The 26,143-nt window shown below is 39.5% G+C and carries 17 protein-coding genes and 2 tRNA genes; 10 read left to right on the top strand and 9 right to left on the bottom strand.

Going from position 1 to position 26,143, the window contains the following annotated elements:
• Window positions 1-502 precede the first annotated feature (502 nt).
• The 6 genes from DB42_RS01050 to DB42_RS01025 all read right to left on the bottom strand — a co-directional run bounded on the left by DB42_RS01050 (window position 503) and on the right by DB42_RS01025 (window position 5,157).
• Window positions 503-1,423, bottom strand: coding sequence for a hypothetical protein (locus DB42_RS01050; RefSeq protein WP_044881352.1), 921 nt, complete (start codon window positions 1,421-1,423; stop codon window positions 503-505).
• A gap of 167 nt (window positions 1,424-1,590) precedes the next feature.
• Window positions 1,591-2,847 (bottom strand): ATP-dependent Clp protease ATP-binding subunit ClpX, encoded by a 1,257-nt coding sequence (clpX, locus tag DB42_RS01045; protein ID WP_039386903.1) that lies wholly within the window; start codon window positions 2,845-2,847, stop codon window positions 1,591-1,593.
• 17 nt (window positions 2,848-2,864) lie between these two features.
• The gene (locus DB42_RS01040; RefSeq protein ID WP_044881351.1) at window positions 2,865-3,470 is read right to left on the bottom strand and encodes an ATP-dependent Clp protease proteolytic subunit; all 606 of its coding nucleotides are present in this window, start codon (window positions 3,468-3,470) and stop codon (window positions 2,865-2,867) included.
• A 63-nt stretch (window positions 3,471-3,533) separates the two neighbouring features.
• Window positions 3,534-4,868 carry a trigger factor gene (gene tig, locus DB42_RS01035; protein ID WP_044881350.1) on the bottom strand — a complete coding sequence of 445 codons (1,335 nt, stop codon included), beginning with the start codon at window positions 4,866-4,868 and terminating at the stop codon, window positions 3,534-3,536.
• Window positions 4,869-4,980: 112 nt separating this feature from the next.
• Window positions 4,981-5,052, bottom strand: a tRNA-Gly gene (locus DB42_RS01030).
• 33 nt (window positions 5,053-5,085) lie between these two features.
• Window positions 5,086-5,157 (bottom strand) — tRNA-Gly (locus DB42_RS01025).
• Window positions 5,158-5,941: 784 nt separating this feature from the next.
• Between DB42_RS01025 and DB42_RS01020 the strand changes: the two genes are divergently transcribed.
• From DB42_RS01020 to DB42_RS01005, 4 genes are all read left to right on the top strand, one after another.
• Window positions 5,942-9,427 (top strand): DEAD/DEAH box helicase, encoded by a 3,486-nt coding sequence (locus tag DB42_RS01020; protein ID WP_039386911.1) that lies wholly within the window; start codon window positions 5,942-5,944, stop codon window positions 9,425-9,427.
• Between the two features lie 64 nt (window positions 9,428-9,491).
• Window positions 9,492-10,538: a rod shape-determining protein gene (locus DB42_RS01015; RefSeq protein WP_174232801.1), complete on the top strand. Its 1,047-nt coding sequence runs from the start codon at window positions 9,492-9,494 to the stop codon at window positions 10,536-10,538.
• Between the two features lie 298 nt (window positions 10,539-10,836).
• The gene (locus tag DB42_RS01010; RefSeq protein ID WP_044881349.1) at window positions 10,837-12,624 is read left to right on the top strand and encodes a phosphoenolpyruvate carboxykinase (GTP); all 1,788 of its coding nucleotides are present in this window, start codon (window positions 10,837-10,839) and stop codon (window positions 12,622-12,624) included.
• Window positions 12,621-13,967: a LysM peptidoglycan-binding domain-containing protein gene (locus DB42_RS01005; RefSeq protein ID WP_044881348.1), complete on the top strand. Its 1,347-nt coding sequence runs from the start codon at window positions 12,621-12,623 to the stop codon at window positions 13,965-13,967. The genes DB42_RS01010 and DB42_RS01005 overlap by 4 nt, the downstream gene beginning before the upstream one ends.
• Before the next feature lie 110 nt (window positions 13,968-14,077).
• On the opposite strand, the gene DB42_RS01000 is transcribed toward DB42_RS01005, so the two are convergent.
• Entirely contained in the window at window positions 14,078-15,406 is a 1,329-nt protein-coding gene (locus DB42_RS01000; protein ID WP_044881347.1) for a sodium:alanine symporter family protein, read from the bottom strand.
• A gap of 262 nt (window positions 15,407-15,668) precedes the next feature.
• Here DB42_RS01000 and mnmE point away from each other — a divergent pair, with 262 nt between their 5' ends.
• Window positions 15,669-17,048: a tRNA uridine-5-carboxymethylaminomethyl(34) synthesis GTPase MnmE gene (gene mnmE / locus DB42_RS00995; protein WP_044881366.1), complete on the top strand. Its 1,380-nt coding sequence runs from the start codon at window positions 15,669-15,671 to the stop codon at window positions 17,046-17,048.
• Window positions 17,049-17,052: 4 nt separating this feature from the next.
• Window positions 17,053-17,688 (top strand): endonuclease III, encoded by a 636-nt coding sequence (gene nth / locus DB42_RS00990; RefSeq protein ID WP_044881346.1) that lies wholly within the window; start codon window positions 17,053-17,055, stop codon window positions 17,686-17,688.
• Between the two features lie 198 nt (window positions 17,689-17,886).
• Here nth and rfbB read toward each other — a convergent pair whose 3' ends face one another.
• Window positions 17,887-18,951 (bottom strand): dTDP-glucose 4,6-dehydratase, encoded by a 1,065-nt coding sequence (gene rfbB / locus DB42_RS00985; RefSeq protein ID WP_044881345.1) that lies wholly within the window; start codon window positions 18,949-18,951, stop codon window positions 17,887-17,889.
• Complete coding sequence (gene rfbA, locus DB42_RS00980) at window positions 18,948-19,841, bottom strand: glucose-1-phosphate thymidylyltransferase RfbA (protein WP_044881344.1); 894 nt, start codon at window positions 19,839-19,841, stop codon at window positions 18,948-18,950. The genes rfbB and rfbA overlap by 4 nt, the downstream gene beginning before the upstream one ends.
• A 297-nt stretch (window positions 19,842-20,138) precedes the next feature.
• Between rfbA and DB42_RS00975 the strand changes: the two genes are divergently transcribed.
• From DB42_RS00975 to trpS, 4 genes are all read left to right on the top strand, one after another.
• Window positions 20,139-21,785: an FAD-dependent thymidylate synthase gene (locus DB42_RS00975; RefSeq protein WP_044881343.1), complete on the top strand. Its 1,647-nt coding sequence runs from the start codon at window positions 20,139-20,141 to the stop codon at window positions 21,783-21,785.
• Window positions 21,786-22,261: 476 nt separating this feature from the next.
• Complete coding sequence (locus DB42_RS00970) at window positions 22,262-23,479, top strand: amino acid permease (protein ID WP_044881342.1); 1,218 nt, start codon at window positions 22,262-22,264, stop codon at window positions 23,477-23,479.
• Between the two features lie 15 nt (window positions 23,480-23,494).
• Window positions 23,495-24,721, top strand: a complete 1,227-nt coding sequence (locus DB42_RS00965) for an amino acid permease (protein WP_044881341.1) — start codon at window positions 23,495-23,497, stop codon at window positions 24,719-24,721.
• 12 nt (window positions 24,722-24,733) lie between these two features.
• Complete coding sequence (gene trpS / locus DB42_RS00960; protein ID WP_042240810.1) at window positions 24,734-25,816, top strand: tryptophan--tRNA ligase; 1,083 nt, start codon at window positions 24,734-24,736, stop codon at window positions 25,814-25,816.
• The last annotated feature ends 327 nt before the right edge of the window (window positions 25,817-26,143 follow it).

Below are 26,143 nucleotides of genomic sequence, written 5' to 3'. Positions count from 1 at the left end.
TATTTTATTAAAAAAATATTTATAGTTCTTTCTTTTTTAGCATGAGTAATTAAGGTTTAAGAGACTTACTTCACAGGTCTTAAAGCTGGGCATTAATAAGAAAAGAATATTACTTTATAACAATCATTAATCTTATCTACCCGATCCACTGGCTTGCTATTCAGCGTAGCTTTTTCTCACTTTTTCGAGTTCCTTTAGGTCAACCAGGGCAGCACAAATCATCCTCGAAAAAGAAGGGTGTAAAAGTTAAAGTCTTCTCAGAAATTAGGTCAATAAACCTACATTTAAGCTACAAAAGTTTTTAAGAAAAGGGGTTTTTTATTCAAAAGTCTATTTAAGCTGCCACTGATAATGCAGATGCTTAATAAGAAACATTTTAGAAGTTTGCCCGTCATTAAATTTTTTTGTGCTCTATCTTTTAAGCCGAGGAGAATGGTCGAACTGCTGCGTTAGCAAAGCTTGTTTTGCTGACAGAAGCCTATAGGGGAAAGGGAGGGGCGGGCTAATGATTATTAAAATCTTTCCAAAAAGAGTGGTGATGGGAAATTTGGCTAGTTTGAGGAAATAGCCTTCTTTCAATAAATTTACGCCAAGATCTAGAAATCTGGTCTAAGTTGATTTCTAAAAGTCCATAATGGGCGTTAGCCATAGTACTATGGATATTTAAAGCATCTATCAGCAACTTAAGCCAATACCCAGTGTGCGAAAAGTCATCTTCTAAATACAAGGCTGAATAGCGTATCACTTCAGGAGCCGTACGGTGGGTAATCATCCATCCTACGATTCTCTGCTTATAACGTAACGCTAGGCTGTTTTCATATTCTATTAAGTTTTTTTCTCTTCCTAAAGGAAAAATGTAGTCGGGAATGCTCATTTGTTCCTGACGATGCATAAGATCTTGTCGTTCTTTGTGAGTGATCTTTTTAAAAAGAAGCTCTTCGAAACCCTCTGCTAAGGTAATATTTTTGCTCTGCCACCATTGGAGATTAAAATCAGAGCGTTTAAAAAGACATTCGATGATTAAAGGCCTAGGGCCTTGCCACTTTTGCTCTAAGAACACCTTTTCCAACAGGGAAGCCATAGGGCTTTCTTGAATGTAAGAAAAGGTTGCTAAGGTGGTAGAGAGCGAAGCTAGAAGTCTGGACATTTCCTCTAGAAGAAGCCGTGCCAGACGAGGATTAGCATGGTGCTTGTCCAAATTTAACGAGTGGATGTGAGCAGTATGTATCTGCAGGTGTGCTGTCGCTAAGATAATCCCTACAGGCTGCTCTTGCTCAACCAATCCAATCCCAAAGACAGGCGATTGGATTTCAAAAGGATCTAGGCCATTTAAGCAACTATGCAGGGAGGAGGGTAGAAGTTGAGCATAGCTTTCGCGAAGGCTTGCCTCTTGCAAGGGAAAGGTAAGAGGAGCAACTTTCATGATAAATCCTCTGGGACAAGGCAACAAACGTGGAAGCTTTTAAGGGGTCAAAAAGATTTTAATCCTCGTTCTTGCCAAGGAGTTGCCCCAAAGTAAAAAATTTATCCTCTAAATTTTTGATTACCCAAGGAGTTTTTTTAGCATTTATTATGCATTTCCCAATGCCCTTAAGCAATCTTTTCAGTGTTTCTCTTAATAAGAGGTGCTTTTAAATCGGTGATGGTTTCTTTATCGATAATGATTTCTTCGATGGTACTGTCAGAGGGCACTTCATACATTAGCTCTTTCATGCTGCTTTCCAAAATCATCCGTAAGGCTCTTGCGCCTGTGCCAGCTTCCATTGCTTTATGAGCAATGGCATGGAGAGCTTCGTCGGTAAAGGTAAGCTTTACTCCTTCAAGTTCAAACATAGCCGCAAATTGCTTGGCTACAGCATTTTTAGGCTTAATTAAAATATCTTTTAGATCTTCTAGCTTAAGTTCATTACAGTTGGCGATACTGTTAAAGCGACCGATAAACTCAGGAATCATCCCAAATTGAACAAAATCTTCAGGTTCTGCTTTCGATAGGAGCATACTCTTTTGATTAGGATCAATACTTTCTTTGGATTCATTAGTAAATCCAATCGTACTTCTTCCCAAACGCTTAGCTACCATTTTCTCCAAGTTAACGAAAGCTCCTCCTACAATAAATAGAATATTTTCGGTGTTAACTTTTATATATTCTTGGTTAGGGTGCTTACGTCCTCCTTTGGGAGGCACATTAGCTATAGTGCCTTCAACTATTTTTAGAAGAGCTTGTTGAACGCCTTCACCAGAAACATCTCGAGTGATAGAGACATTAGCGGTGGTACGATTAATCTTATCAATTTCATCCACATAGATAATTCCCTGCTCAGCTTTGGCTACATCATAATCAGCCGCTTGTAATAGACGCAGGATGATATTTTCAACATCTTCTCCCACATAGCCAGCTTCGGTAAGAGTCGTAGCATCAGCAATAGTAAAAGGCACATCGAGGATGGTTGCTAATGTTTTAGCTATTAATGTTTTTCCAGAGCCGGTAGGACCAAAAAGAAGCACGTTAGATTTGCTAAAATCAATTTTATTTTCCCCATCCTCTTTATTTTTATTTAGCGCTTGCAAACGCTTGTAATGATTGTAGACGGCAACAGAAATTGTTCGCTTGGCACTTTCCTGGCCAATAATGTATTCATCCAGACGCTCTTTAATTTCTTTAGGTTTTAATAGCTTTAGCTCATGATTAGGTGTCTTTTTTTTATCTACAATTCCTGCACAGAGGCGAACACATTTATCACAAATATATACGTTAGGTCCTGAAATAAGCTTTTCCACAGCTTCTTCTGAACGACCACAGAAAGAACAGGCAACTACTTCTTTAAGAGGCGTAGGTTTTTTTGACATCTTGACCTTTAAATAAATTATTTTTTAGGTGTAACAACTTCATCAATTAAGCCATACTCTTTTGCTTCAAGAGGACTCATATAAAAATCTCTTTCCGAATCTTGAGCAATTCTTTCTACATTTTGTCCTGTAGCTTCAGCCATAATTTCATGAATGCGCTTTTTTAAATAAAGAATCTCTTTCGCTTGCAAGGCAATATCAGCAGAAGACCCGCCGACACCCCCAATAGGTTGGTGAATCATAATCCGGCTATTAGGTAAGGCATAGCGATGGCCTTTTGTGCCTGCAGCTAGTAAAAGAGCTCCCATGGAAGATGCTTGGCCTATACAGTAAGTATTGATGCGGCAGCCCATCCATTGTAGGACATCGTAGATAGCTAAACCAGCAGTAATGTAGCCACCCATAGAGTTGATGTAAAGATTGACATCTTTTTTAGGATCTTCCATCCTTAAAAATAGAAGTTGAGCTACAACTACATTGGCCACATGATCAGTGATATCGGTTCCAATAAAAACGATGCGGTCTTTAAGTAAGCGGGAAAAAATATCCATCGATCGCTCGCCGCGCCCAGTATCTTCAATCACATAAGGGGTCAGTGAGTTTTTTGGTCTTTCTTCATTCATAATAATCCTTATTTCTTGTAGCTTCTTCAAACTTATAAGATGAAATATTCAGCAAGTCAAGTATTAATCTATAGTCTGCGCTTGCTGGGCAAGAAGGTCCTTAGTTTTTTGAGTGATTAAAAAACTATGCAGTCTTGCTCGTATATCTTCTGGTTTCATCGATTCGTCAATAAGAGCAGTCTCTTGGCTGACCATTTGTTTCATAAATTCTTGCATGATTTCTTCTTGAGAAACCTCTATTTGGTGATCGTCTGCTATCTCGCGTAGAAGATAAAATAGGCGATAAGCATTTTCAATGTTTTGAGTGATCTTCTGCTTAGCTTCCTCAGATTTTTTTTCAAACTCTTCGGGGCTTAAGTTTGCTGCCCGAAGTTCTTTAAGCGCTTGCATGATTTGCAATTCTTTATCTTCTTTTGTTAATGAATAGGGAATATCAAACGGATATTTTTCTGCTAGCTGTTTTTCAATTTGGCGCCGTTGCTCCATCTGGGCATACTCATCTGCACGCTTTTCCAAGTTTTTTTCAATACGGGCCTTTAATTCTTCTACGGTAGGAGCACCGGCTTTGGCAGCTAGTTCGTCATTGACCTCAGGAAGAAGCGCTTGTTGATGAGCAGTGATGGTAATTTTGCAACGGGTAGGCTTGAAATTTGCATGCTCAGAATGATCATGTGTAGGATCTTCACAAGTCTCTGCATGGGTAGAGTCTTGCTCACTCATGCCCTCTACAACATCGTTAACATTTTTGCCAATAAGAAGATTGTATAACCAAGCTCCTAGCTTGCCCTTTTCTACCTGAAAGCGGGAGTCTTTACAAATTTCAAAACCTTCATCCATATTTTCGATAGTTAAGTTAACGTAATCCCCTTCAATAATAGGATGATCCGCTCTATCTTCCCAAGTCGCATGAGAAAGTTGGATTTGCTGCAGAATTTCTTCGATCTGGGCAGGGCTAATAGGTTTCTTTTGAGCTTTTTTAACGGTCAGTTCATCCGGCTTGACTTTTGGTACGCGTGGTTCCGCTTCATATTCGATGACTAAGTGGGCCCCTTTTTCGAGAGAAATTTCTTTAATTTGTGGGCGTTGGATGGTATCTCTACTAAAAGGGTAAGCTTGGGTAAGTTCAAGAGCTTCTTGGAAAGCAGTGTTGACAAGAAGATCATTCCATTCTTGGTGGACAGGAGCTTTGTAATTTTGCACGACGAAATTTTCAGGAGCCTTTCCTTTACGGAAGCCAGGCAAGGTCACTTCTTTATTAACATTTTTAATCGCTTTTTTGTAGGCCGCCTGAGTTGCCAGAGGAGAGACAGTAATCTCGAGTTTTATTTTACATCCTGGTGCACGTGAAAAGATAACATGAAGGTTATCATTTTTATATTCGTTTTGTTGATCTGACACAAAAATACCTCATAATAAAAGATGGAGAGGAAGATAGAAAAAAACTACTTATCCTAAAGAATCAAAATTTTAAATTATCATAAACGGAAATATAAGAAGATATTGCTAAAGTAGCGGGTGATGAGATTTGAACTCACGACACTCACGTTGGCAACGTGATGCTCTACCCCTGAGCTACACCCGCAGTCTATTTCCTATGCCTAAAAAGTTTATCAATAGCGGGTGATGAGATTTGAACTCACGACACTCACGTTGGCAACGTGATGCTCTACCCCTGAGCTACACCCGCACGATTTTTAAGCGCAGAAGTAGAAGTATAAAAATATAAAGCTTTTCTAACAAGGAAAAAAGAGAGGTCGCTAAAGGTTGTATGCCGAGGGCCTTTTTAAAGTTTAAAGTCTCTTGAAGAAAAAGATTTTGATCGAGTCGCAAAAAGTGTTATTTAACCTCTCCAGAGGCTGTGTAGTTTTAAAAAGGATTAACAGTAGATCCTTCCTATTGCATTCATACAGAATGCTTTGCTTGGCTGCCAGAAAGCAAGGTGCTTTTTTATTTTCGTAAAAATAAAAAGAAAAAATAGGGGTTATCTCATAAAGTTAAGGCAAGAGGCCAAGGAATAGAGCAATTCTCGGTAAGCTTAGCGTAGTTTATGTGGATGAGGGATTTTAAGTGGGATGGTCCCTTAGAAAAAATAAAGCTAAAAAATTTTTAAAGAAGGAGGCGGCAAAAGAAAAAAATGCTAGACACGTTTATAAAAATTGGCAACTAAAGCTTTAAAGGCGAGAGAGAAAAAGACTTTAAATAGCTAAAAAACAATAGGAAGGAGGATTCAAGTTAAAAGGGATAAATATAGATTATAAGAAAGATAAGTCAAAGAATAGGGAATGCTACACCTCTTTCGTCCCTAATTTTTCTTAAAAGTTCAGAGGTTAAAGAGAGAAAAAATATAATAATACTTGAATTTATTTACGAATTTTAGTTTGTTTTGACAACATGATCTTAACTTTATATACTGCGCCGATGTGGACAGTAGCTCTTACCCTTCATAAAAAATAAATTTTTAAGAATATAACATGCTAAACTTTCGAAAGCTTAAGCAAGATTACTCGTCAGCTTTATTAAAAGATGGAAAAGCTCTCTATGAAAAAGGGACAGTTTCGTCGGCAAAGATTGTCACTTTAGACGCTCAACGTGTCCGTTTGAGTTGTAAAGTACAGGGAGCCTTTGAAAAAACTTACAATTGTGAAATAGAAATTGATAGGCGTGAATCCACAACCATGGATTCTGATTGCGATTGCCCTCATCAGTATGATTGTCAGCATTTATCTGCTGTTCTGTTTTATTTAGAAGCGCATTTAGATGAAACCATTGTAAAATACTCTAAAGAGACTGATCTAGGCAAAAATCCAGCTATTGATGAATCTGAAAAGGAGACCCTACGAGAAACCTTTAAGGAAGCGGAAACTAAGGAAACCGTGCGTCGCAACAAAAAACAGCAAAAAGAGCTGCTTATAGAATATGTAGGGGCATCGGATGTTTTAGGGAAATCTCCTTTTTTCCTTCCCGAAGAAGAGCTAATACAAGATAAAGCAGAATTGGCTATCATCTTCTCAAATATAGCCCCTACTTCCCCGCAATCTTATGTGGAAGTGCAGCTAGCTTTAAGATTGCCTTTTCGTTCTAAGCCTTTAAATATCGCTAATGCTCGAGAGTTCTTGGATTCTTTATGTTATCAAGAGCCTTTTTACATTGGAAATAAACGTTATTATTTCACTTTGCAATCCTTTGATGAGGATAGTGCCCAAACTCTTAAAATGCTGATGAATTTTGCACGTTTCCCTGAAGTAAAAGAAGATCGCAATTTACGCCTTATCCACATTGATTTAGAAGCCTTTGGAAATCTTCTTGCTCAGGCTTATGAGGGAGCTATTGCTCGCCCTAAAGCTTTAAACACCTCTTATGAAACGGAGGCTGAACATCCCTTGTTGCCTTGTTTTTATTGTGGGACTATGGAGGAGCCCTTACGCTATTCAGGCCAGCTTGGGAAGCTGCGTTTTGAATTAGAATATATAAAAGCAGATAGCCCTAAAATCCTGGTTAATCCAACTTTGATGATTGACGAGGATCAGAGGGTAACTTTACCAGAAGTGCGCCTCTTTGAATGTGCCAAGCCTGGCTTGTTGTATCAGAACAATTATTATAGATTCCAGCCACGCATTCGACGCAAACATCTCCGTAATCTACCAGCTATCCGTGATGTAACCATCCCTGAAGCTCTTTTTGGAACTTTCGTAGAAAATTCTTTACCTGAGCTTATGCGCTATGCAGATATTTATAATCGTGAGATTATCGATCGCTTTGTGACCTTACCCTTTGTGGGTAAGCTACGTGCTATTTGCGATATAAATTATTTAAATGGTGAGCTAGAAGCCGCGCTACAGTTTATTTATGATGATATTGTTGTACCTGCGGCTCCTTCGCAAATTAATCCTAATCACATCTTGCCCTTTGTAACAACAGAAGGAATTTTAGCACGTAATTTGACAGAAGAGCAAAAAATCTTACGTGAACTGTTCCAAGATTTTATTTACGATCCTTCGACTGGTTTTTTTATTGCCAAAACAGATAAAAAAATTATTGAATTTATGACCGATATTATCCCTCATAATCAAGATCGTATTAAATTTAATTGCCCTGAAAATCTTTTAGATCAATTTATCTATGAAGAGACTAAATTCAAAATTCACCTTAAAGAAACCGATCGTATTGACCAGTATGAAGTGCACATTAAGGTGAATGGGTATTTAAACGGCTTTACCTTAGATATGTTATGGGAATGTTTATCAACAAAGCGCGCTTTTGTAGAGTTAGCACGAAAAAAGAGCACGAAAAAGAAAGATTCAGCTTCTAAATCGCATAAAATTCTCGTTTTAGAGCTTGATAAATTGGCGCCAATTATCCAATTACTAGATGATATAGGGGTTAAACAGCTAGCAGACCATGTGCAGGTTTGTCCTTTGTGGAGTTTATCAAGCATCGATGTCAAGGCTTACCAAGGTTTACCTCTAGATATTACCATGAGCCCTAAGCTAAAACTTATTCAAGAGCAGATGTTAGGAATGGCTGTTCCTTGCACAAGTGTTATTCCTAAAAATATTCAAGCCTCTCTGAGATCCTATCAAAATGAAGGTGTGAGCTGGCTTAACCGTTTACGTGACATGCATTTGAACGGTATCTTAGCTGATGACATGGGTCTGGGAAAAACTTTGCAATCCATTATTGCAATTACGCAGCATAAACTTGAGCATCCTAAAGCTATTTCTCTTGTTGTTTGCCCTACTTCTTTGGTTTATAACTGGAAAGAAGAGATTGGTAAGTTTAACCCTCAGCTTAAAGTATTAGCTGTAGACGGCACTCCCACTCAACGTAAAAAGTTATTAACCTCCATTCGCGACTTCGATGTCATTATTACCTCTTATAGCCTTTTACAAAAAGATGTAGATTTCTATATTACTATTAAGTTCGGTTATTGCATTCTAGATGAGGCCCAGCATATTAAGAATCGTGGAACCCGCAATGCCAAATCGGTAAAAATGATACAAGCCGCTCATCGTCTAATCTTAACAGGTACGCCTATAGAAAATTCATTAGATGAGCTATGGAGCTTGTTTGACTTTTTAATGCCTGGCTTGCTCAGCAGTTATGAAAGGTTTGTGGAAAAATATATTCGGCATCCTTCCCAGCCTGCCGGCTCCCAACTGGAAATTTTACGCCAGAAAGTTTCTCCTTTCATTTTACGGCGCATGAAACAAGACGTTCTTTCCGAACTACCGCCTGTTTCTGAAATTGTCTACCATTGCCATCTTTCTGAAACTCAGCGCGAGCTTTATCATTCTTATGCCGCCTCGGCAAGGGAAGAACTCTCTAAGCTAGTCAAGCGGGAAGGCTTTGAAAAAATTCAGATTCATGTGCTAGCCACACTGACTCGTTTGAAACAGATTTGCTGCCATCCAGCAATCTTTGCCAAAGACAAAGCAGAAGTGGGGGATTCTTCTAAATACGATATGTTGATGGAGTTGCTGCAAACCCTTATAGAGGGAAAGCATAAAACTGTTATTTTCAGCCAATATACGCGCATGCTTAATATCATGCGTGAAGATTTACAAAGGCAAGGTATTCCTTTTGAATATCTAGATGGAGCTAGTAAAAATCGTTTAAATATTGTAAAAAAATTTAATGAGGATCAAAATATCCCTGTTTTTCTAGTGTCTTTAAAGGCCGGGGGTACAGGGCTAAATCTTGTCGGAGCTGATACCGTCATTCATTATGATATGTGGTGGAACCCGGCCGTAGAAAATCAGGCAACAGATCGCGTGCATAGAATTGGGCAAAAAAATGCCGTTTCAGCATATAAATTGGTGACACTCAATACAATCGAAGAAAAAATCATGGAGCTGCAGAATCGTAAAAAAGGTCTTGTGAAAAAAGTCGTAAGCTCAGATGACGAAGCTATCTCGAAATTGACTTGGGAAGAGGTGTTGGAGTTGTTGCAAACATAAAAGGTACAATAGAGGCCACATGAGTAAGAAAAATCAATTAGGAATTAAAGATAACTTTAGTAAAATGGCCCGTTCTGCTTTTGGGCAGCTTACTAAGTTTCGTGGCGTCTTCTCAAATGATATTGGCATTGATCTTGGAACTGCTAACACGTTAGTTTTTGTTAGAGGAAAAGGAATCGTTTTAGCAGAGCCTTCCGTTGTGGCTGTTGATTCTACTACTAATGAAGTTTTGGCTGTCGGCCAAAAAGCAAAAGCGATGCTAGGCAAGACTCCTCGTAAGATACATGCCGTCAGGCCGATGAAAGACGGGGTGATCGCGGATTTTGAAATCGCCGAAGGTATGCTTAAAGCTTTAATTAAACGTGTGACACCTTCACGTAGCTTATTTCGACCTAAAATTCTTATCGCTGTTCCTTCAGGCATTACAGGAGTAGAAAAGCGTGCAGTAGAGGACTCTGCTTTGCATGCTGGTGCTCAAGAGGTCATCCTTATAGAGGAGCCTATGGCTGCAGCCATTGGAGTCGATTTGCCTGTCCATGAAGCCTCTGCCAATATGATTATTGACATTGGAGGAGGGACAACAGAAATTGCTATTATCTCTTTAGGGGGAATTGTAGAATCCCGTTCTTTAAGGATTGCAGGCGATGAGTTTGACGAGTGCATTGTCAATTATATGCGCCGTACTTACAATTTGATGATCGGTCCTAGGACTGCAGAAGAAATTAAGATGACCATTGGGTCAGCTTATCCCTTGGGAGGTAACGAGCTAGAAATGGAGGTTCGTGGACGAGATCAGGTGGCAGGACTACCTGTAACCAAAAGAATTAATTCTGTAGAAATTAGAGAATGCTTAGCTGAACCTATTCAACAAATTATTGAGAGCGTTAAGCTAACGTTAGAAAAATGTCCTCCTGAATTAGCGGCCGATTTGGTGGAAAGGGGAATGGTTTTAGCGGGAGGAGGGGCTTTGATTAAAGGCATTGACAAAGCTTTGATCAAAGAGACAGGCTTACCGGTTATCATCGCTCAAAATCCTTTACTTGCCGTATGTTTGGGCACAGGAAAAGCGCTAGAATATCTGGATAAATTCAAAAGACGTAAACAATTGTAAATGATAGGTAAATAGGTAAGCATTAGCAGACAGAGTTTAAAGCTAACCCAGCTAATTTTAAGATCCCCAGTGACCCAATATTTATAAAAATTCTTAGCTGCTTTTAAAAGAATTCTAAAGATGAGATCAATGGTTATCAAGCAATAGTGCTGGGTGAGTATTCATATTTTTCATTTTCTCCTACCTTACTTATTAAGCTTGTTTAGATAAAAAATAAATCAGGACTCTGCTTGGGTGATACCTATTGAATTTTTTAGGCTTGGCTAGAGGAGAATAAGGGTGCTTAAAGGTTGGTAATATGGAAATAAAAAATCCGCGTCTTAACGAATGGATTGAAGAGATGCGGCAATTAACGCAACCTGATCGCCTCATTTTATGCGATGGTTCTTTAGCTGAATATGACCAGCTGTGTGAGCAAATGCTAAAAGCTGGCTCTTTTCTTCAACTTAATCCTAGTAAGCGTCCCCATAGCTTTCTTTGCCGTTCCGACCCACGCGATGTCGCGCGTGTAGAAGAAAGTACTTTTATTTGTTCAAAAAATAAGGAAGATGCTGGGCCTACCAATAATTGGCGCGATCCTCAGGATATGAAAAAAACTTTGAAAGCTCTTTTTAAAGGATGTATGCGAGGACGTTCCATGTATGTTATTCCTTATAGCATGGGTCCTTTAGAATCTGATATTTCTCATATAGGAGTAGAGCTTACAGACTCGCCCTATGTCGTCGTCAGTATGCATCATATGACTCGTATGGGCCAAAAAGTGTTGGATGTGTTAGGGGAGACTGGCTCTTTTGTTCCCTGTATACATTCTGTAGGAAAGCCTTTGGCTGATGGGGAGAAAGACACCTATTGGCCTTGTAATCCTGATCATCGGTATATTGTACATTTTCCTGAAGAGCGTACCATTTGGTCTTTTGGAAGTGGTTACGGAGGGAATGCTCTTTTAGGTAAAAAATGTTTTGCTTTGCGTATTGCTTCAGTCATGGCAAGGGATGAAGGGTGGCTAGCAGAACACATGCTTATCTTGGGGCTTACTAACCCTTACGGAGAGAAAAAATATATAGCCGCGGCTTTTCCTAGTGCTTGTGGTAAAACAAATTTAGCCATGTTGACCTCTACCCTTCCCGGCTGGAAGGTGGAAGCCATTGGTGATGATATTGCCTGGATGAAATTTGGCGCTGATGGACGTTTATATGCTATCAATCCGGAAGCAGGCTTTTTTGGCGTGGCACCAGGTACCTCCATGAAATCTAATTGCCAGGCTATGCGGAGCATTGAACGCAATAGCATTTTTACAAACGTGGCCTTGACAGATGAGGGCGATGTGTGGTGGGAAGGGATGACAGAACAGACACCTAAGCATTTGAAGGATTGGTTAGGTCAGGATTGGACTCCTACCTCTAAAGCTCCAGCTGCGCATCCAAACTCTCGTTTTACAGTTTCAGCTTCTCAATGTCCAGCTATAGACCCAGCTTGGCAAGATCCAAAAGGAGTGCCCATTTCCGCCATTGTATTTGGGGGCAGGCGTTCCTCTCTACAGCCTCTATGTTTGGAATCTTTTAGCTGGCAGCATGGTGTTTTTTTTGGTGCTAGTGTCTCTTCTGAGATGACTGCCGCTGCTAGAGGAACGGTAGGTAAGCTACGGCGCGATCCCTTTGCTATGCTGCCATTTTGTGGCTATAACATGGGGGACTATTTTGCTCATTGGCTATCTATGGAAAAGCAGACTCATCCTGAAAAATTACCAAAAATTTTTTACGTCAATTGGTTTAGAAAAGGAGAGAAGGGCGAGTGGCTTTGGCCCGGATATGGCGAAAATATTCGTGTGTTGAAATGGATTTTTGAACGTTGCACTGGGATAAACAATGCAATTGAATCACCTTTAGGCTATATTCCTGGTCCTAAAGCTCTTGACTTAAGTAATTTGCCTATTACAGAAGATGCCCTAGCTAACCTTTTTTATATAGATAAAGAACAATGGAAAAAAGAGGTGCACGAAACTAAAGCTTACTTCAGAATGTTTGGTGACCGATTGCCCAAAAGCCTGCTGCAAGAAATTCTTTCCCTTGAGTCACGATTGCAATGAATCTAGATAATCTTCATTTAAAATATATACGTAGGCTTATCCTAGTTTTAACCGCTAGTGGAGCTTTAAATATTATTCTTCTTTCTCTCTTCTTTTATTGGTTTATTAAAGATGCTCCGCCACCCCTTTATTTTGAGCAAAAGCCTGCATTAAAACAAGAGCAACAAGTTCCTTTAGCTAGTACAAAGGGAAATATTGAATTAATCCATTATTTTCGTTCATTATCTTTCGATGAATTGGTAGCTAGGCTTTCAAATCATCAGCTGATAGAAAATGGTTATACGCAGCGGGATATTGCTCTAGCCTGCTTGGTTGCATTTCATCATTTCGACTTATCGCGTGCCTTATTAGGCCATCCACCTTTGGCGCAGCAACGTTCTATTATATATGGTCAGCTTAAAAGTGGGCAACCCGCTATGATTACCGTTTATCCAGGATTATCGGACGAAAATTTTCAAGCGGTTATCCAATTTGCTAACACTGAAAGATGGCCTTTAACTAGCAAAGGACTGTTTTTGCAGCTTAAAAAATTTAAAGAGCGGGAGGATGCTAGTTTATCCGATGCGTTTTTTATGACCGCAGAATTTCTTGCTGTAGAATGGCTTTTTAATCGAGCTGAAATGCCAGTAAGTAAAATAGAGCTGCAAAATATGCTTTTGGACGGTACATGGGGCATGCTATCAGGCTTTGCTGAGCAACAAAAAATTGTCCAAGATCTTTCAGATGCTAGAAGGCAACATTTTTTATTAGAATATGTGGATGGTCAGTCCAAACATGCGGCTTATCTACTCTTGAAAGTCGATGGGGAGTTTGCTTTGAATAAACTTGATGATTATCATGTAGTAGCTTTACTAGCCCTATTAGAAGATAAAACTTCTGAAAGTGAAAAGTATGCTTTAGACCTGCTGGACAGGCCGCGCAGTGATAATGTATGGAAAGCTGCAGGAGCTAAGTTATACCAGTATGCAGGAGAGCTGATTCCTGAAAACAATTTACCTCATGGTGCTATGAAACGCTTTATATTAGGGGCTTCTTCCGCAGAAGTATCTCTTAAAAAGCCCATCATCAGAGAAAATCCCTCTAAGCCTCTTGTCCCTCTATCACCTCCACCTCCAACCCCATTTAATTCTTCTCCTAAAAAGCCTGCTAGTCAAACGTTAGCACCTAAAGCTTCTAAGTCACCTACTTCTTTTCCTTCAGATCGTTTATATATTGTTCAAGAAGGCGATTCTCTATGGAAAATTTCTCGGCGCTTTAAGGTCGATATTGAGGTTTTGCGCAACTACAATAAACTTAAAACAGATACTCTGAAGCCTGGCACACCTTTAAGAATTCCTTCTTAAATTGTAAAAACTTCAACAAATTAGCCTCTTTCAATTCACCTGAACCCTTTCTTCAATTTTTTTAACATATTTTTAAACTTAATTAAGCTTTTTCTTTGCCTATAGCGTTTTTAAGTCTTTAATTTATCACCCCTAAAATAGGCCCGACTATCGATAATCACTTCATGAGCAAGACCTGTGATGCCTATCAGATTAACAATTAGCATACAAGTAATACAGAGGTCAGCAAGGCCCCATACTAAATTTATCTGAATCAAAGTTCCTAAGGGAATCAGTAAAATATAAAGATAGGTAAAGGGGCGTGCAAAACGCTGCCCTCCTAGATAAGTGATCGCTTGCGTGGCACAATAAGCCCAGGCAAGAATAGTAGTAAACCCAAACATAATAAGGGCAATGATGACCACATATTCACCGATTTGATGTCCCAGGCCTATACGAAAAGCATAAGTGACCATATTAGTGCTTTGTAAATCACCGTGCTGCCAAGCACCCGTAACCAATAAAACAAGGCCTGTCATCGTACATACAATCAAAACCATACAAGGAGCAACAAGAGACACAAGCCCATCGATTACAGGATGTTCGGTACGTGCGCTTGCTTGTAAAATGGGTACAATTCCGGTGCCTGCATCTGTAGCAAAAATAGCTCGGTTAAAGCCAGTCGTGATGGCTTTTAAGGTGCTACTTCCTATGATGCCCCCCGCTGCTGCTTGAAAGTTGAAAGCGGAGGTAAACATTAATTGCAAAGCAGGCAAGACTTTCTCACGATTTAAATAGAGGATAATCAAAGTAAAAGCAAGGTATAGAAAAGCTTTTAAGGGCACGATGATGGAGGCAAAACGTGCAATTCTTTGAATGCCGCCTAATAAGACGAGTCCAATAAAGAAAGCAAATATAAAGCCACACAATAAAGGGGGAAAGCCCATCTTTTGGATAGGAAGCGTCATGGAATTGATCTGAGCAAAATTACCTACTGCTAAGGCAGCAAATATAGTGAAAATACAAAATATTTTAGCTAGGCTGTTTAAGCCAAGCCCTTTACTTAGATAGTACATAGGGCCGCTTACATACTCTCCACCTTCATCTTTCTGACGATATTTGACTCCTAAAATGCAGCTTGAATATTGGATTGCTGAGCCAAAAAAAGCAATGATCCACATCCATATCAAAGCACCCGGCCCACCTGTTGAGAGGGCTATAGCCATACCGGAGATATTGCCGGTGCCAAAATTTCCTGCCAATACGGTAGAAATGGCTTCAAAATAACTAATATTTCCCTGTGCGTTTTGTTGTTGTTTAAGTAGATAACTAAAGCTGTTTTTGAGCCTAGCAATTTGAAAGCCACGAAGTTTTATGGTGAAATAGAGGCCTAAGAGTATGATAAATGGAAATACAACATACAAGGTGAAAATTTGATTGGTCCTTTCTAAACTTGGCATTATGTAAAGGTCCATTAAATTCTCGATTTTATTAGTTAATAGCTTATTAGAAAAAAATAGTAAAAAATGAAAGAATCCCTCTAAAGATAGGAGAAAAAGGGTAAAAAGTTAGCAAAAAAAATCTATTTTTGCATGCATGCGGACAAAATATCACAAAATAAGCTAGCTTTCAAGAAAATTATTTGAAAGGTAGGGGTTGCTTTCTTGATTTAAAGCTTTGCATATTGTATTATTTTTCAGTAATTTACAATTTTTTTTATCTATGGATTTTATACATCAACCTTATGTACCTGGCGAGACAATTGCTGCTATAGCCACCCCCCCGGGAGAAGGAGGCGTGGCGATTGTCCGGATATCGGGCAATCAAGCTTTTGACGTAGCAAAAAAAGTTTTTTCCGGCCCTGTGCATAGCTATAAGTCCCATACTGCTCATTATGGCCAAATACGCGACTTTAATAATCAACCTATCGATGATGTGTTGCTCTTGGTCATGCGTGGACGCCGCTCTTACACCGGGGAAGATACTGTGGAAGTGCAATGTCATGGGGGTAGCTTGATTACCCGCCATGTATTAGAAGTTATATTGAAAGCAGGTGCAAGAGCCGCCCGCCCAGGTGAATTTACTTTTAAAGCATTTATGAATGGTAAGCTAGATCTGGCGCAAGCTGAGGCAGTACAATCTTTGATTGGTGCTAGGAATGAATATGCCCTCCAAGCTGCAGAAAACCAGCTAAAAGGCTCCTTATCCGCGAAAGTATTAGGCTTTCAAGAACGTCTCACCTTGATCGCTGCTATTTTAGAGGCCTGGGTAGATTTTCCCGATGAAGGGCTTGAATTTACTACGCTAGAAGAGATTTGCCAGGATTTGGAGGCTATTCTTATAGATATGCAATCTCTTTTTAACACGTTTAGCGATGGAAAAATATTACAGGAAGGAATTTCACTTTGTTTGGTAGGTTGTCCCAATGTAGGCAAATCTTCTTTAATGAATGCACTCCTCGATAAAGAGCGTGCGATTGTTTCTCATTTTCCTGGAACAACACGTGATATTGTCGAAGATGAAATACGTTTAAATGGGCTTAATTTGCGCCTGCTAGATACAGCCGGGATCCGGGTGACAGATGAGCTAGTTGAGCAAGAGGGCATTCGCCGCTCCAAAGAAGCTATGGGGCAAGCTGATCTTATTCTTCTTGTGTTAGATGCTACCAAAGGGATCGAGGAGCAGGATCACTTTTTGCTTAAGGAAGTCCCTGCTGCTAAGACGATTGTGATATGGAATAAGATCGATTTGCCACATGTATCTTTACCTGTTATCGCTCATCTACCCTATGTAGTGCCCTTATCGGCAAAACAAAAAATAGGACTCGATCGGTTACGGCAGGTGATCGACTCTGTCATTTGGAAAGAAGGACCTCCTTCTAAAGAGGAGGTATTGATCACTAATGTCCGCCATCGAGAAGCCCTACAGCTCTCTATTCAAGCAGGCCAAAATGTTCTATCAGGTTTAAAGGGGAATATCTCTCCAGAGTTTTTATCGATGGACATGCGGCAATGCTTAGCTGAACTGGGGAAAATTATTGGAACAAACATTTCGGAAGATATATTATCCGCCATATTTTCGACATTTTGCATCGGTAAATGATTAGATGAATAGAAAAGAAAAAGCAGCCAAAATTTTTACAATACTAAACAAGCTTTATCCTAATCCTCCTATTCCTCTTTTACATAAAGATCCTTATACTCTCCTCGTAGCTGTGCTATTGTCTGCTCAATGTACCGATAAATGCGTTAATCAAGTGACCCCTAAGCTTTTTGCTAAAGCTGATACGCCCGAGAAGATGGCCCAGTTAGACATAGAAGATATTCAGAAGATTGTCCGTCCTTGTGGGCTTTCTGCACGCAAAGCTGCTGCTATCCATCGCCTCTCAGAAATTCTTGCAGAAAAATATCAAGGCAAGGTGCCTGATACTTTTGAAGAATTAGAAGCCCTGCCAGGCATTGGCCATAAATCTGCATCTGTGGTCTTAAGTCAATCTTTTGGCAAACCTGCTTTTCCAGTAGATACTCATATCTATCGATGCGCCCTACGCTGGGGGCTAAGTAAAGGAAAAACAGTTGCAGCAGTAGAGAAAGACCTTAAACTCCTCTTCCCACAAGAGACTTGGAATAAGTTACATCTACAAATCATCTATTTTGCACGTGAATACTGTTCGGCTCGTCATCCTCATGTGGATAGATGTCCTATTTGCAGGATGATAATCTCACCGCAAGCGAACTTATAACCTATAGGCTTGAGGCGAATAAATTGAATTGGTCTCTCACCTATACCTGGCTTTAAGCTTCATTAGCATGTGAGCGTTACTCTATTCCCAATTTGAAAGTGTGTTTAAGATTTCTCTTAAGCTGTCTTAATCAGGAAGAATAGCATAAATTCTAAAGGCGTCCTTTTTTCCAATTCTTGTGCTGGGCAAAGAATTGTCTTAAGAACGACTTGCGTAGTTGGTCTCTATCCATTTTAGATAAGCGCCCGATTGAACATTTTCAATCCACAGAGGATGATTGATGTACCATAGGATAGTTTCCTTAATGCCTTGAGAGAAGTTGTGATCAGGATGCCAGCCGATTTCTTTCTTAATTTTGGAGCAATCAATGGCATAACGGAAGTCATGCCCTGGGCGATCTTGCACGTATTCAATGAGTTCAATATAAGGCTCTTTATTAACCTGCTTGATCTCGGCAAAAATTTTGATGATTTCATGGATGAGATCAATGTTGCGCCACTCTTCTTCACCTCCGATATTGTAAGTTTCTCCTGAATTTCCTTTTTCCAGTAACATCCACAGCGCTTTGGCATGATCTTCCACATACAACCAGTCACGTACGTTAGTACCTTGCCCATAAACAGGTATAAGTTTTTTTCTTAGACAATTAATGATGGTCAGAGGAATAAGTTTTTCAGGGAAATGATAAGGGCCGTAATTATTGCTGCAATTAGAGATGCAAGTAGATAAGTGGTAAGTTTTTCCATAAGCACGTACGAGATGATCGGAAGAAGCTTTTGAAGCAGAATAAGGAGAATTAGGTGCATAGGGGGTTGATTCTGTAAAAAAGCCTTCATTTCCCAAGCATCCATAGACCTCGTCGGTAGAAACATGATGGAAATGGATGTGAGGGAGCCTACGGATAACTTCTAAAAGGTGAAAGGTACCTAGTACATTGGTCTCAATAAACTCTTTAGGCCCATGAATACTACGATCGACATGACTTTCGGCTGCAAAATGAATGATAGTATCAATCGCATATTCTCGGCACAGATGTTCAATAAAGACTTCATTCTTTATATCACCTTGATGAAAAAGATAGCGCGGATCGTTTTCTACTTCTTTTAAGTTTTGAGGATTACCCGCATAGGTTAATAAATCAAAATTAAGGCATAATCCTTTAAAGTGAGGGACATTTTTAAGAAGATAACGAATAAAGGCAGAGCCAATAAAACCTGAACCTCCTGTCACAAGAATATTACTAACCTTTCTTTTTATTTTCATACCAGACCCTTTAAAATATTATTTTCCTTTTCAGCAATGTCTAGCAGGTATTGGCCATATCCGCTTTTACCTAGTTTTTCTCCCCGAGCATAAAGTTGTTCTAGGGAAATAAATTTTTGATGGTAGGCAATTTCCTCAAGTGCAGCAATACAGTAGCCCTGTCGCTCTTCAATCACTTGTACAAATTGACTTGCTTGCATCAAGCTTTCATAGGTTCCTGCATCTAGCCAAGCGAAGCCTCTGCCCATGACATTTAGAGAAACTTGACCTTTTTCCATATAGACACGATTAATATCCGTAATTTCTAATTCGCCTCTTGCAGAGGGTTTTAAAGTTTGAGCAATTTTTACCACTTGATTGTCATAGAAATAGAGGCCGGTGACAGCAATATTAGATTTTGGCTGGGTAGGCTTTTCTTCTAAAGAGATGACTAGGCCTTTTTCATTTATTTCCGCCACTCCATACCGTTCGGGAGATTTGACTTCATATCCAAAGAGAGTAGCGCCAAGTGTTTTTGACAAAGCTTTTTCTAGCAAAGGCCCTAGATGGTTGCCGTAGAAGATATTATCCCCCAAGATTAAGCAGACAGCATCGTTGCCAATGAAGTCTTGGCCAATAATAAATGCTTCAGCAAGACCGTTCGGCTTAGCTTGTACAGCATAGCTTAGAGATAAGCCGTATTGTGAGCCATCACCCAAGAGCCTTTTAAATAAAAATTGTTCTTCAGCCGTCGTGATGATAAGAATATCTTGGATATGAGCTAACATGAGAATAGAGAGGGGATAATAGATCATGGGTTTGTTATAGACAGGAAGTAACTGTTTAGAAACCCCTAGAGTTAGAGGATGCAAACGTGTGCCGCTGCCACCTGCTAAAATAATACCTTTCATTGTTTTATGCCTTGCAAGGTAAGGATTTGTGAAAATATCTTAAGATTTTAAAGGATGTTATGAATGTTGCAGGAATTTGTCAATTTTTTTGAACACCAGCTTTTTTTGGGAGCTAAACATCTAGAGGGACAGCAAAAAAAGCTTCAGCTTATCAGTTGATAAAGGATTTTGCACTTAAACTGTTTAAGGTTAAATGATTGCTAATTAATTATAGCGGTTTCTCCAGGTTAATCTTGCAAGAGAATTCGGTTTGCACAATAATTTTGCCATCCAGCAAAATCTACTCATGGGTAAAGTATGTTATTAGATGACTATGAAGAATTCACAGAAAGCCAGCGTAAAATTTTGGAACGTTACGTGACCAACACGAGTGGTCATATTTTTGTCCTTCGTAATCTTCCGGAAGTCATCAAGGGAGCCTTGTTTTCACGCTACTCTCGTTCTACTTTAGGCCTTCGTTCGCTGTTACTTAAAGAATTTATCTCCAATGAAGAAGAATCGGGGTTTTTGACGATTGCCGGAGCAGATAAGGAACATTCAGAGCAGGATAACGACCAGTCTTTAGCTATCAAAAAAGCACAAAATTTCTATGATCGCATTTTGGATGGATATGGAGATGACTCGATAGGAGAGTTAGGAGGAGCTCACATAGCCATTGAAAATGTTTCTATGTTATCGGCTAAGTTTATTGAAGACTGTCGCATAGGGGGTTCTCCTCTGGAGAAATCTACACGCTACATTTATTTTGATCAAAAAGTTAAGGGAGAGTACCTTTTTTATCGTGAGCCCATCTTGATGACTTCTGCTTATCGAGATATCTATGTAAGCACTTGCAATATGCTTTTTGAAACTTACTCTAAGCTTATCCCGCCTCTAACTCAATTGTTTGAGGAAAAGTTTCCTTATCAACCCACTGCTTCAAAGACGGCCTATACAGCGGCTTTAAGAGCTAAGGTACTAGATTGCTTGAGAGGCTTGTTACCTGCAGGAACCTTGACTAATATGGGGATTTTTGGCAATGGACGTTTTTATGAGCAGATGATCCATAAGCTCCATTGTAATAATCTAGCTGAAATGCAAGGTATTGGGAAAAGAATGGGTGATGAATTATCTAAAGTAATTCCTTCTTTTGTTCGTAGAGCTGAACCTACCCACAAGACCCATGAAAACTTTTGTAGATTTTTTGAAGCTATGCAAACAGATCTTCAGGTGGTTGCCAATCTTAATGTAGGATATCCTGAGAAAAGTAGTGAGCCAGGCGTTCGTCTGATAGGGGATGACCAGGATGCCGTAATTAAAGTAGCGGCTGCCTTGTTATTTTCGCATAGCAATAAGAGTTTAGTGGATCTGTGGAATCATTGCCTGGGATTACCAGAAGAAGAGCTAATTCGCATTCTAGACGCTGGCTGCAACGCACGTGAAAATCGACGCCATAAATCTCCTCGTGCTCTTGAGCATGCTAATTTTACTTTCGAATTTATTACCGATTTTGGTGCTTATCGTGACCTCCACCGTCATCGCCTACTTACGCAAGAACGCCAGTTGCTAGGCTGTGATTATGGCTACTATATCCCTCCTGAAATTTCAGGGACTTCTTTCGAAGAAGATTACATGATGGCCATGCATAAAGCTAAAGAGGCTTACCAGGCAATCGCCACGGAATTTCCTGAAGAAGCCCAGTATGTAGTTCCTATGGCTTATAATGTAAGATGGTATTTTCAGATTAACTTGCGCGCCCTACAATGGATGTGTGAGCTACGTTCTGCTGCTGCAGGTCATCCTACCTATCGTTTTATTGCTCAAAGTATGGCTCGTCAAGTTTGTGAGAAATTTCCTGCTTTTGAGCGTTTCTTTAAGTTCGTCGATTATGAAGGATATGACATGGGACGGATGGGCCAGGAACAGCGAAGGGTGGAAAAGCATCATTTCAAACAAAGGGCTTAAAAAAGTGTTTTAAAAGATTGAAAACCAGAAAATTAAGTGCGAACAATTTCCAATTTAAAGCTTACTTTTTAAGTTGAAGCGTCTCTTTTACCTAATTTTGTTAATAAGCATTTGCATTAAATATAGGTGCTGGCAAGGGGACTATTTTTTACGTTAAACTTTATAATTTTTGAAGAGTTTATTAAAGTCTCCTAAAGCCTCCTAGCTATTAAAAATTCCTTTGTATAAACTCTAAGCTTTTTAATTTTAAGGGAGTTCTATATCTCTCTAGGCTTGATCTTCATTTTTATCTTCTCAATAATAAAACTAGAGTGGTAGCATTCTAAAAATTTACTACGCTAAACCTTATGAGTATTCTATTTTATTTTTCTAGATTTTTACCCTTCTTTTGGTGACAATAACCACCTGCATAATTTTTTCTAACTATTTGCCTTTTTATTAATCACCAAGCTTTTAATTTGTTTTTTGGAAAGAACATGGATAATCAAACGTTTGCTTCTCAAGGGAGTATTTTAGGTGCTATTTTATTAGTGGCCGGTTGTTGTATTGGCGCTGGGATGTTAGGCCTGCCTGTCTTATCTGCTCAAGCAGGTTTTAAGCCTTCAGTGATCATGTTTATTATCTGTTGGATCTTTATGTTGTCTACAGGGTTATTGTTGTTAGAGGCTAACCTTTGGTTTAAAGAAGATATTAATGTAGTATCTTTAGCCGATCGAACACTAGGAAAGATGGGTAAAGCGGTGGGTTGGATAGTTTTTCTCTTTCTTTTTTACTCTTTGATGGTAGCTTACGTCTCAGGCAGTGGCGCGCTATTTGCCGATTTTTTTGATCTGTTTTTCGCCATTCATCTTCCCAGGTGGGTAGGGGGACTCATCATGAGCGCACTATTCGGTCTTATGATTTATAATGGAACAGGCACAGTCGACAAATTTAATCGTTTGCTTATGTTTGGACTCATTCTTACCTATCTTTTAATCGTCTGTATAGGCAGTTCCCACATAGATGAAAAGCTTTTGAAACACCACGATTGGTCAGCAGCTTTTTTTGTTATTCCTGCTATGATTGTCTCTTTTGGATTTCACAATTTGGTTCCCAGTTTAACCCAGTATTTAGGAAGGGATAGCCGACGCTTATGCATAGCATTGGCAATGGGTAGCTTTATTCCTTTAATTATTTATTTAGCATGGCAGAGGCTTATCCTAGGTATTGTGCCTTTAGAAGGTGAAGATAGCTTAAGAGTAGCCTGCAGCGAAGGGCAGATGGCTACCCAAGCTTTAAAAACAGTCGTAGGTGCTTCATGGGTTGTGGATATTGCTCAATTTTTTGCTTTTTTTGCTATTGTTACTTCGTTTCTGGGAGTGGCCTTAAGTTTTGTCGATTTTTTAGCAGATGGTTTTAAAATCCCGAAAAAAAGTGGTGGGAAAATCGCTTTATGTAGTCTAGCTCTGTTGCCACCTTATCTTTTCTCTCTTATTCATCCTGGCGTATTTCTAACGGCTCTCAACTATGCAGGCGGATTTGGAGCTGTCATTATCTTTGGCATCTTACCAGCGTTGATGGTGTGGTCAGGGCGTTATCATAAAAACTTTAAAGGACCTCAATTTATAGCTGGAGGAAAACCTATCCTTTTGCTGATCATTTTATGTTCGGTAAGCATTATTATTTTACAGTTATATCAGACGATAACCTCTTAACGATGGAAAAGTGAGATGTTTAAAAGCCAGTATAAGCTTATAGGAGGAATACTTCTCGTAGCCGGAACAACTATAGGAGCAGGGATGCTAGCTCTTCCTGTGATTACAGGCTTTGCAGGTTTTTTTCCTTCAATTTTTCTCCTCGCGCTTTTTTGGATGTACATGACCTATACAGCGCTTTTGCTAGTCGAGGTTAACCTGGCGATGGGGAGTCAGGTAAATATCATTTCTATGGCCAAGCAAACTCTAGGTCGTCCAGGCGAATGGATTGGATGGGTGGCTTACCTGTTTTTGCTCTATTCTCTAACTACAGCTTATCTTGCAGGAAGCGGCCCTATCATTATGGATTGCATAAAACTTTTAACAGGTTACTCTTTACCTATGTGGTTAGGAACGGTCTGTTTATTAATCATTTTCAGCTGCTTTTTACATCGAGGCACCCGCTCGGTAGATTATCTTAATCGTTTACTGATGGCAGGGCTAGCCCTTGCTTATGTGATGATGGTTCTATTTCTCGCTCCTTATGTAGATATCAGTTTATTAAAACATGTGGATCCTAAGTACTTATTAATTTCGGTAGCGATCGTGGCTACCTCTTTTGGTTTTCATATTATTATTCCTAGCCTGATCCACTATTTGGAAAGAAATACTACCCATGTAAAAGTAGCTATTTGGGTAGGAGGATTGATTCCTTTTATTGTTTATCTCCTCTGGGAACTGTTAACATTGGGTATTATTCCTTTAAAAGGAGCCTATGGGTTAAAAGATGGTTATGAGAATGGTTCTAATGGTGCCTATCTGCTATCGATAGTTTTAGGAAATCCCCACCTTGCCTTATTGGCCCGTTGCTTTTCTTTCTTTGCCATAGTCACCAGCTTCTTAGGAGTCTCTTTAAGCCTCTTTGATTGCCTCAAAGATTCCTTAAGGATAGAAAAAACAATAAAAGGGCAAGCAGTTTTATTTGCTTGTACATTTATTCCCCCGTTAATTTTTGCTTTATCCGGCCCGCGTATCTTTCTGGTCGCTTTAGAATATGCCGGTGCTTTTGGGGTGGTGATTTTATTAGGATTATTTCCACCCCTGATGGCATGGTCTAAGCGCTATAGGCTGTCATGGCCCTCTTCTTATCAAGTGGGTGGGGGAAAAGAAGGGTTAATAGGGGCCATAATTTTTTCTTTGCTAGTCATTTTAGTAGAGCTTGCTAATCAAATAGGATTAATAAAAATCGAAATGAATTTTTAAAGGATAATAGGTATGTCTCAAAGTGCTAAGAAAAGAATCCTTACTGGCGATCGTCCGACAGGTCTTTTACATTTAGGCCATTATGTAGGTTCACTAAAAAATCGAGTAGCTTATCAAGAGCACTATGAATGTTATCTGATTATCGCAGATCTCCATATGTTAACGACTAAGCCAACCAAAGAAGATATTCTAAAGATGCGCGAGCATCTTAAAGAGATGGTCTTAGATTACTTAGCTTGTGGTATCGATCCTGCTAAAACGACTATTTACCTGCAATCAGCTACTCCGGCTGTTTATGAGATGAATCTTATTTTTGAAATGATGGTTTCTCTAAATCGTCTGATAGGCTTACCTAGCTTAAAGGAAATGGCCCGGAATGCTCATATGGATCCCGAGAGCGTGCCCTTTGGGTTGGTAGGATATCCTGTTCTACAAACTGCCGATATTCTCATGCCCCGTGCCCATGTAGTGCCCGTGGGGAAAGATAATGAAGCGCATGTTGAGCTGGCAAGAGACATAGCCCGTAGATTTAATCAATTGTATGGCGAAGTTTTTCCTATGCCTGAAGCTTCTATTAGTGATGTACCCACCTTAGTAGGCATTGATAATAAAGGAAAGATGAGCAAATCTGCAGGCAACTGTATCTTTTTGTCAGATGATAAAAAGGCCGTAGAGAAAAAGGTAAAAAGCATGTATACCGATCCCCATAGAATTCATGCTCATCAACCCGGGACCGTGGAAGGAAATCCTGTCTTTACTTTTCATGAAGTTTTCAATCCAGATAAAAGCGAAGTTGAAGATTTAAAAAAACGTTATCGTGAAGGCAAGGTAGGCGACGTAGAAGTAAAAGAAAAATTAGCTGTAGCTTTAAACCTTTTCTTAGAGCCTCTACGAGAGCGACGCCAACATTTTGCTGAAGAGAAGGGTTTGATCGAAGAGATTATTTATGAAGGGACTCAGAAAATGATCGAGGTTTCTAATGCTACTGTAAAAGAAATGCGTAGTGCGATGGGATTAATGGGCAATTGGAATAAAATTTCTCGCATAGCTCGTGAGCGTCGTGAGAAAGTTGCCTCTCAATCATTATATTCTTAAAATCTTCTGTTATTGTAAGCTTTAAATCGGTAATTTAAAGAAGAAATTTAGGTCTTTCTCAGCTGCCTCTCTTACTGAAGGGCCTAGTTTTTTAAGAGTATGATTGTCTAAAAGAGCGCCTTAAAAGCCCCTGATCAGTTCTTTACTTTGCCGAGCTAGGTATTGAAGACGCAAACCTTTTCAGTTAAAGCCTAAAATGCTTTTTTCTTTCAGTGGACATGCTTTTCTGCCTATTTCCCTTTAACTTAAGCTTTAGTCTGATTAGATAGGTAGCCTATATCTTAAGGAAGGATATTGAGCTGCTGATTGTCAAGGTTCGCAGCTTGA

It is taken from the genome of Neochlamydia sp. EPS4 (assembly GCF_000813665.1).
GTDB lineage: Bacteria > Chlamydiota > Chlamydiia > Chlamydiales > Parachlamydiaceae > Neochlamydia.
Note: the sequence above shows the minus strand (reverse complement) of the source record. Positions and strands in the feature narration are given on the sequence as shown.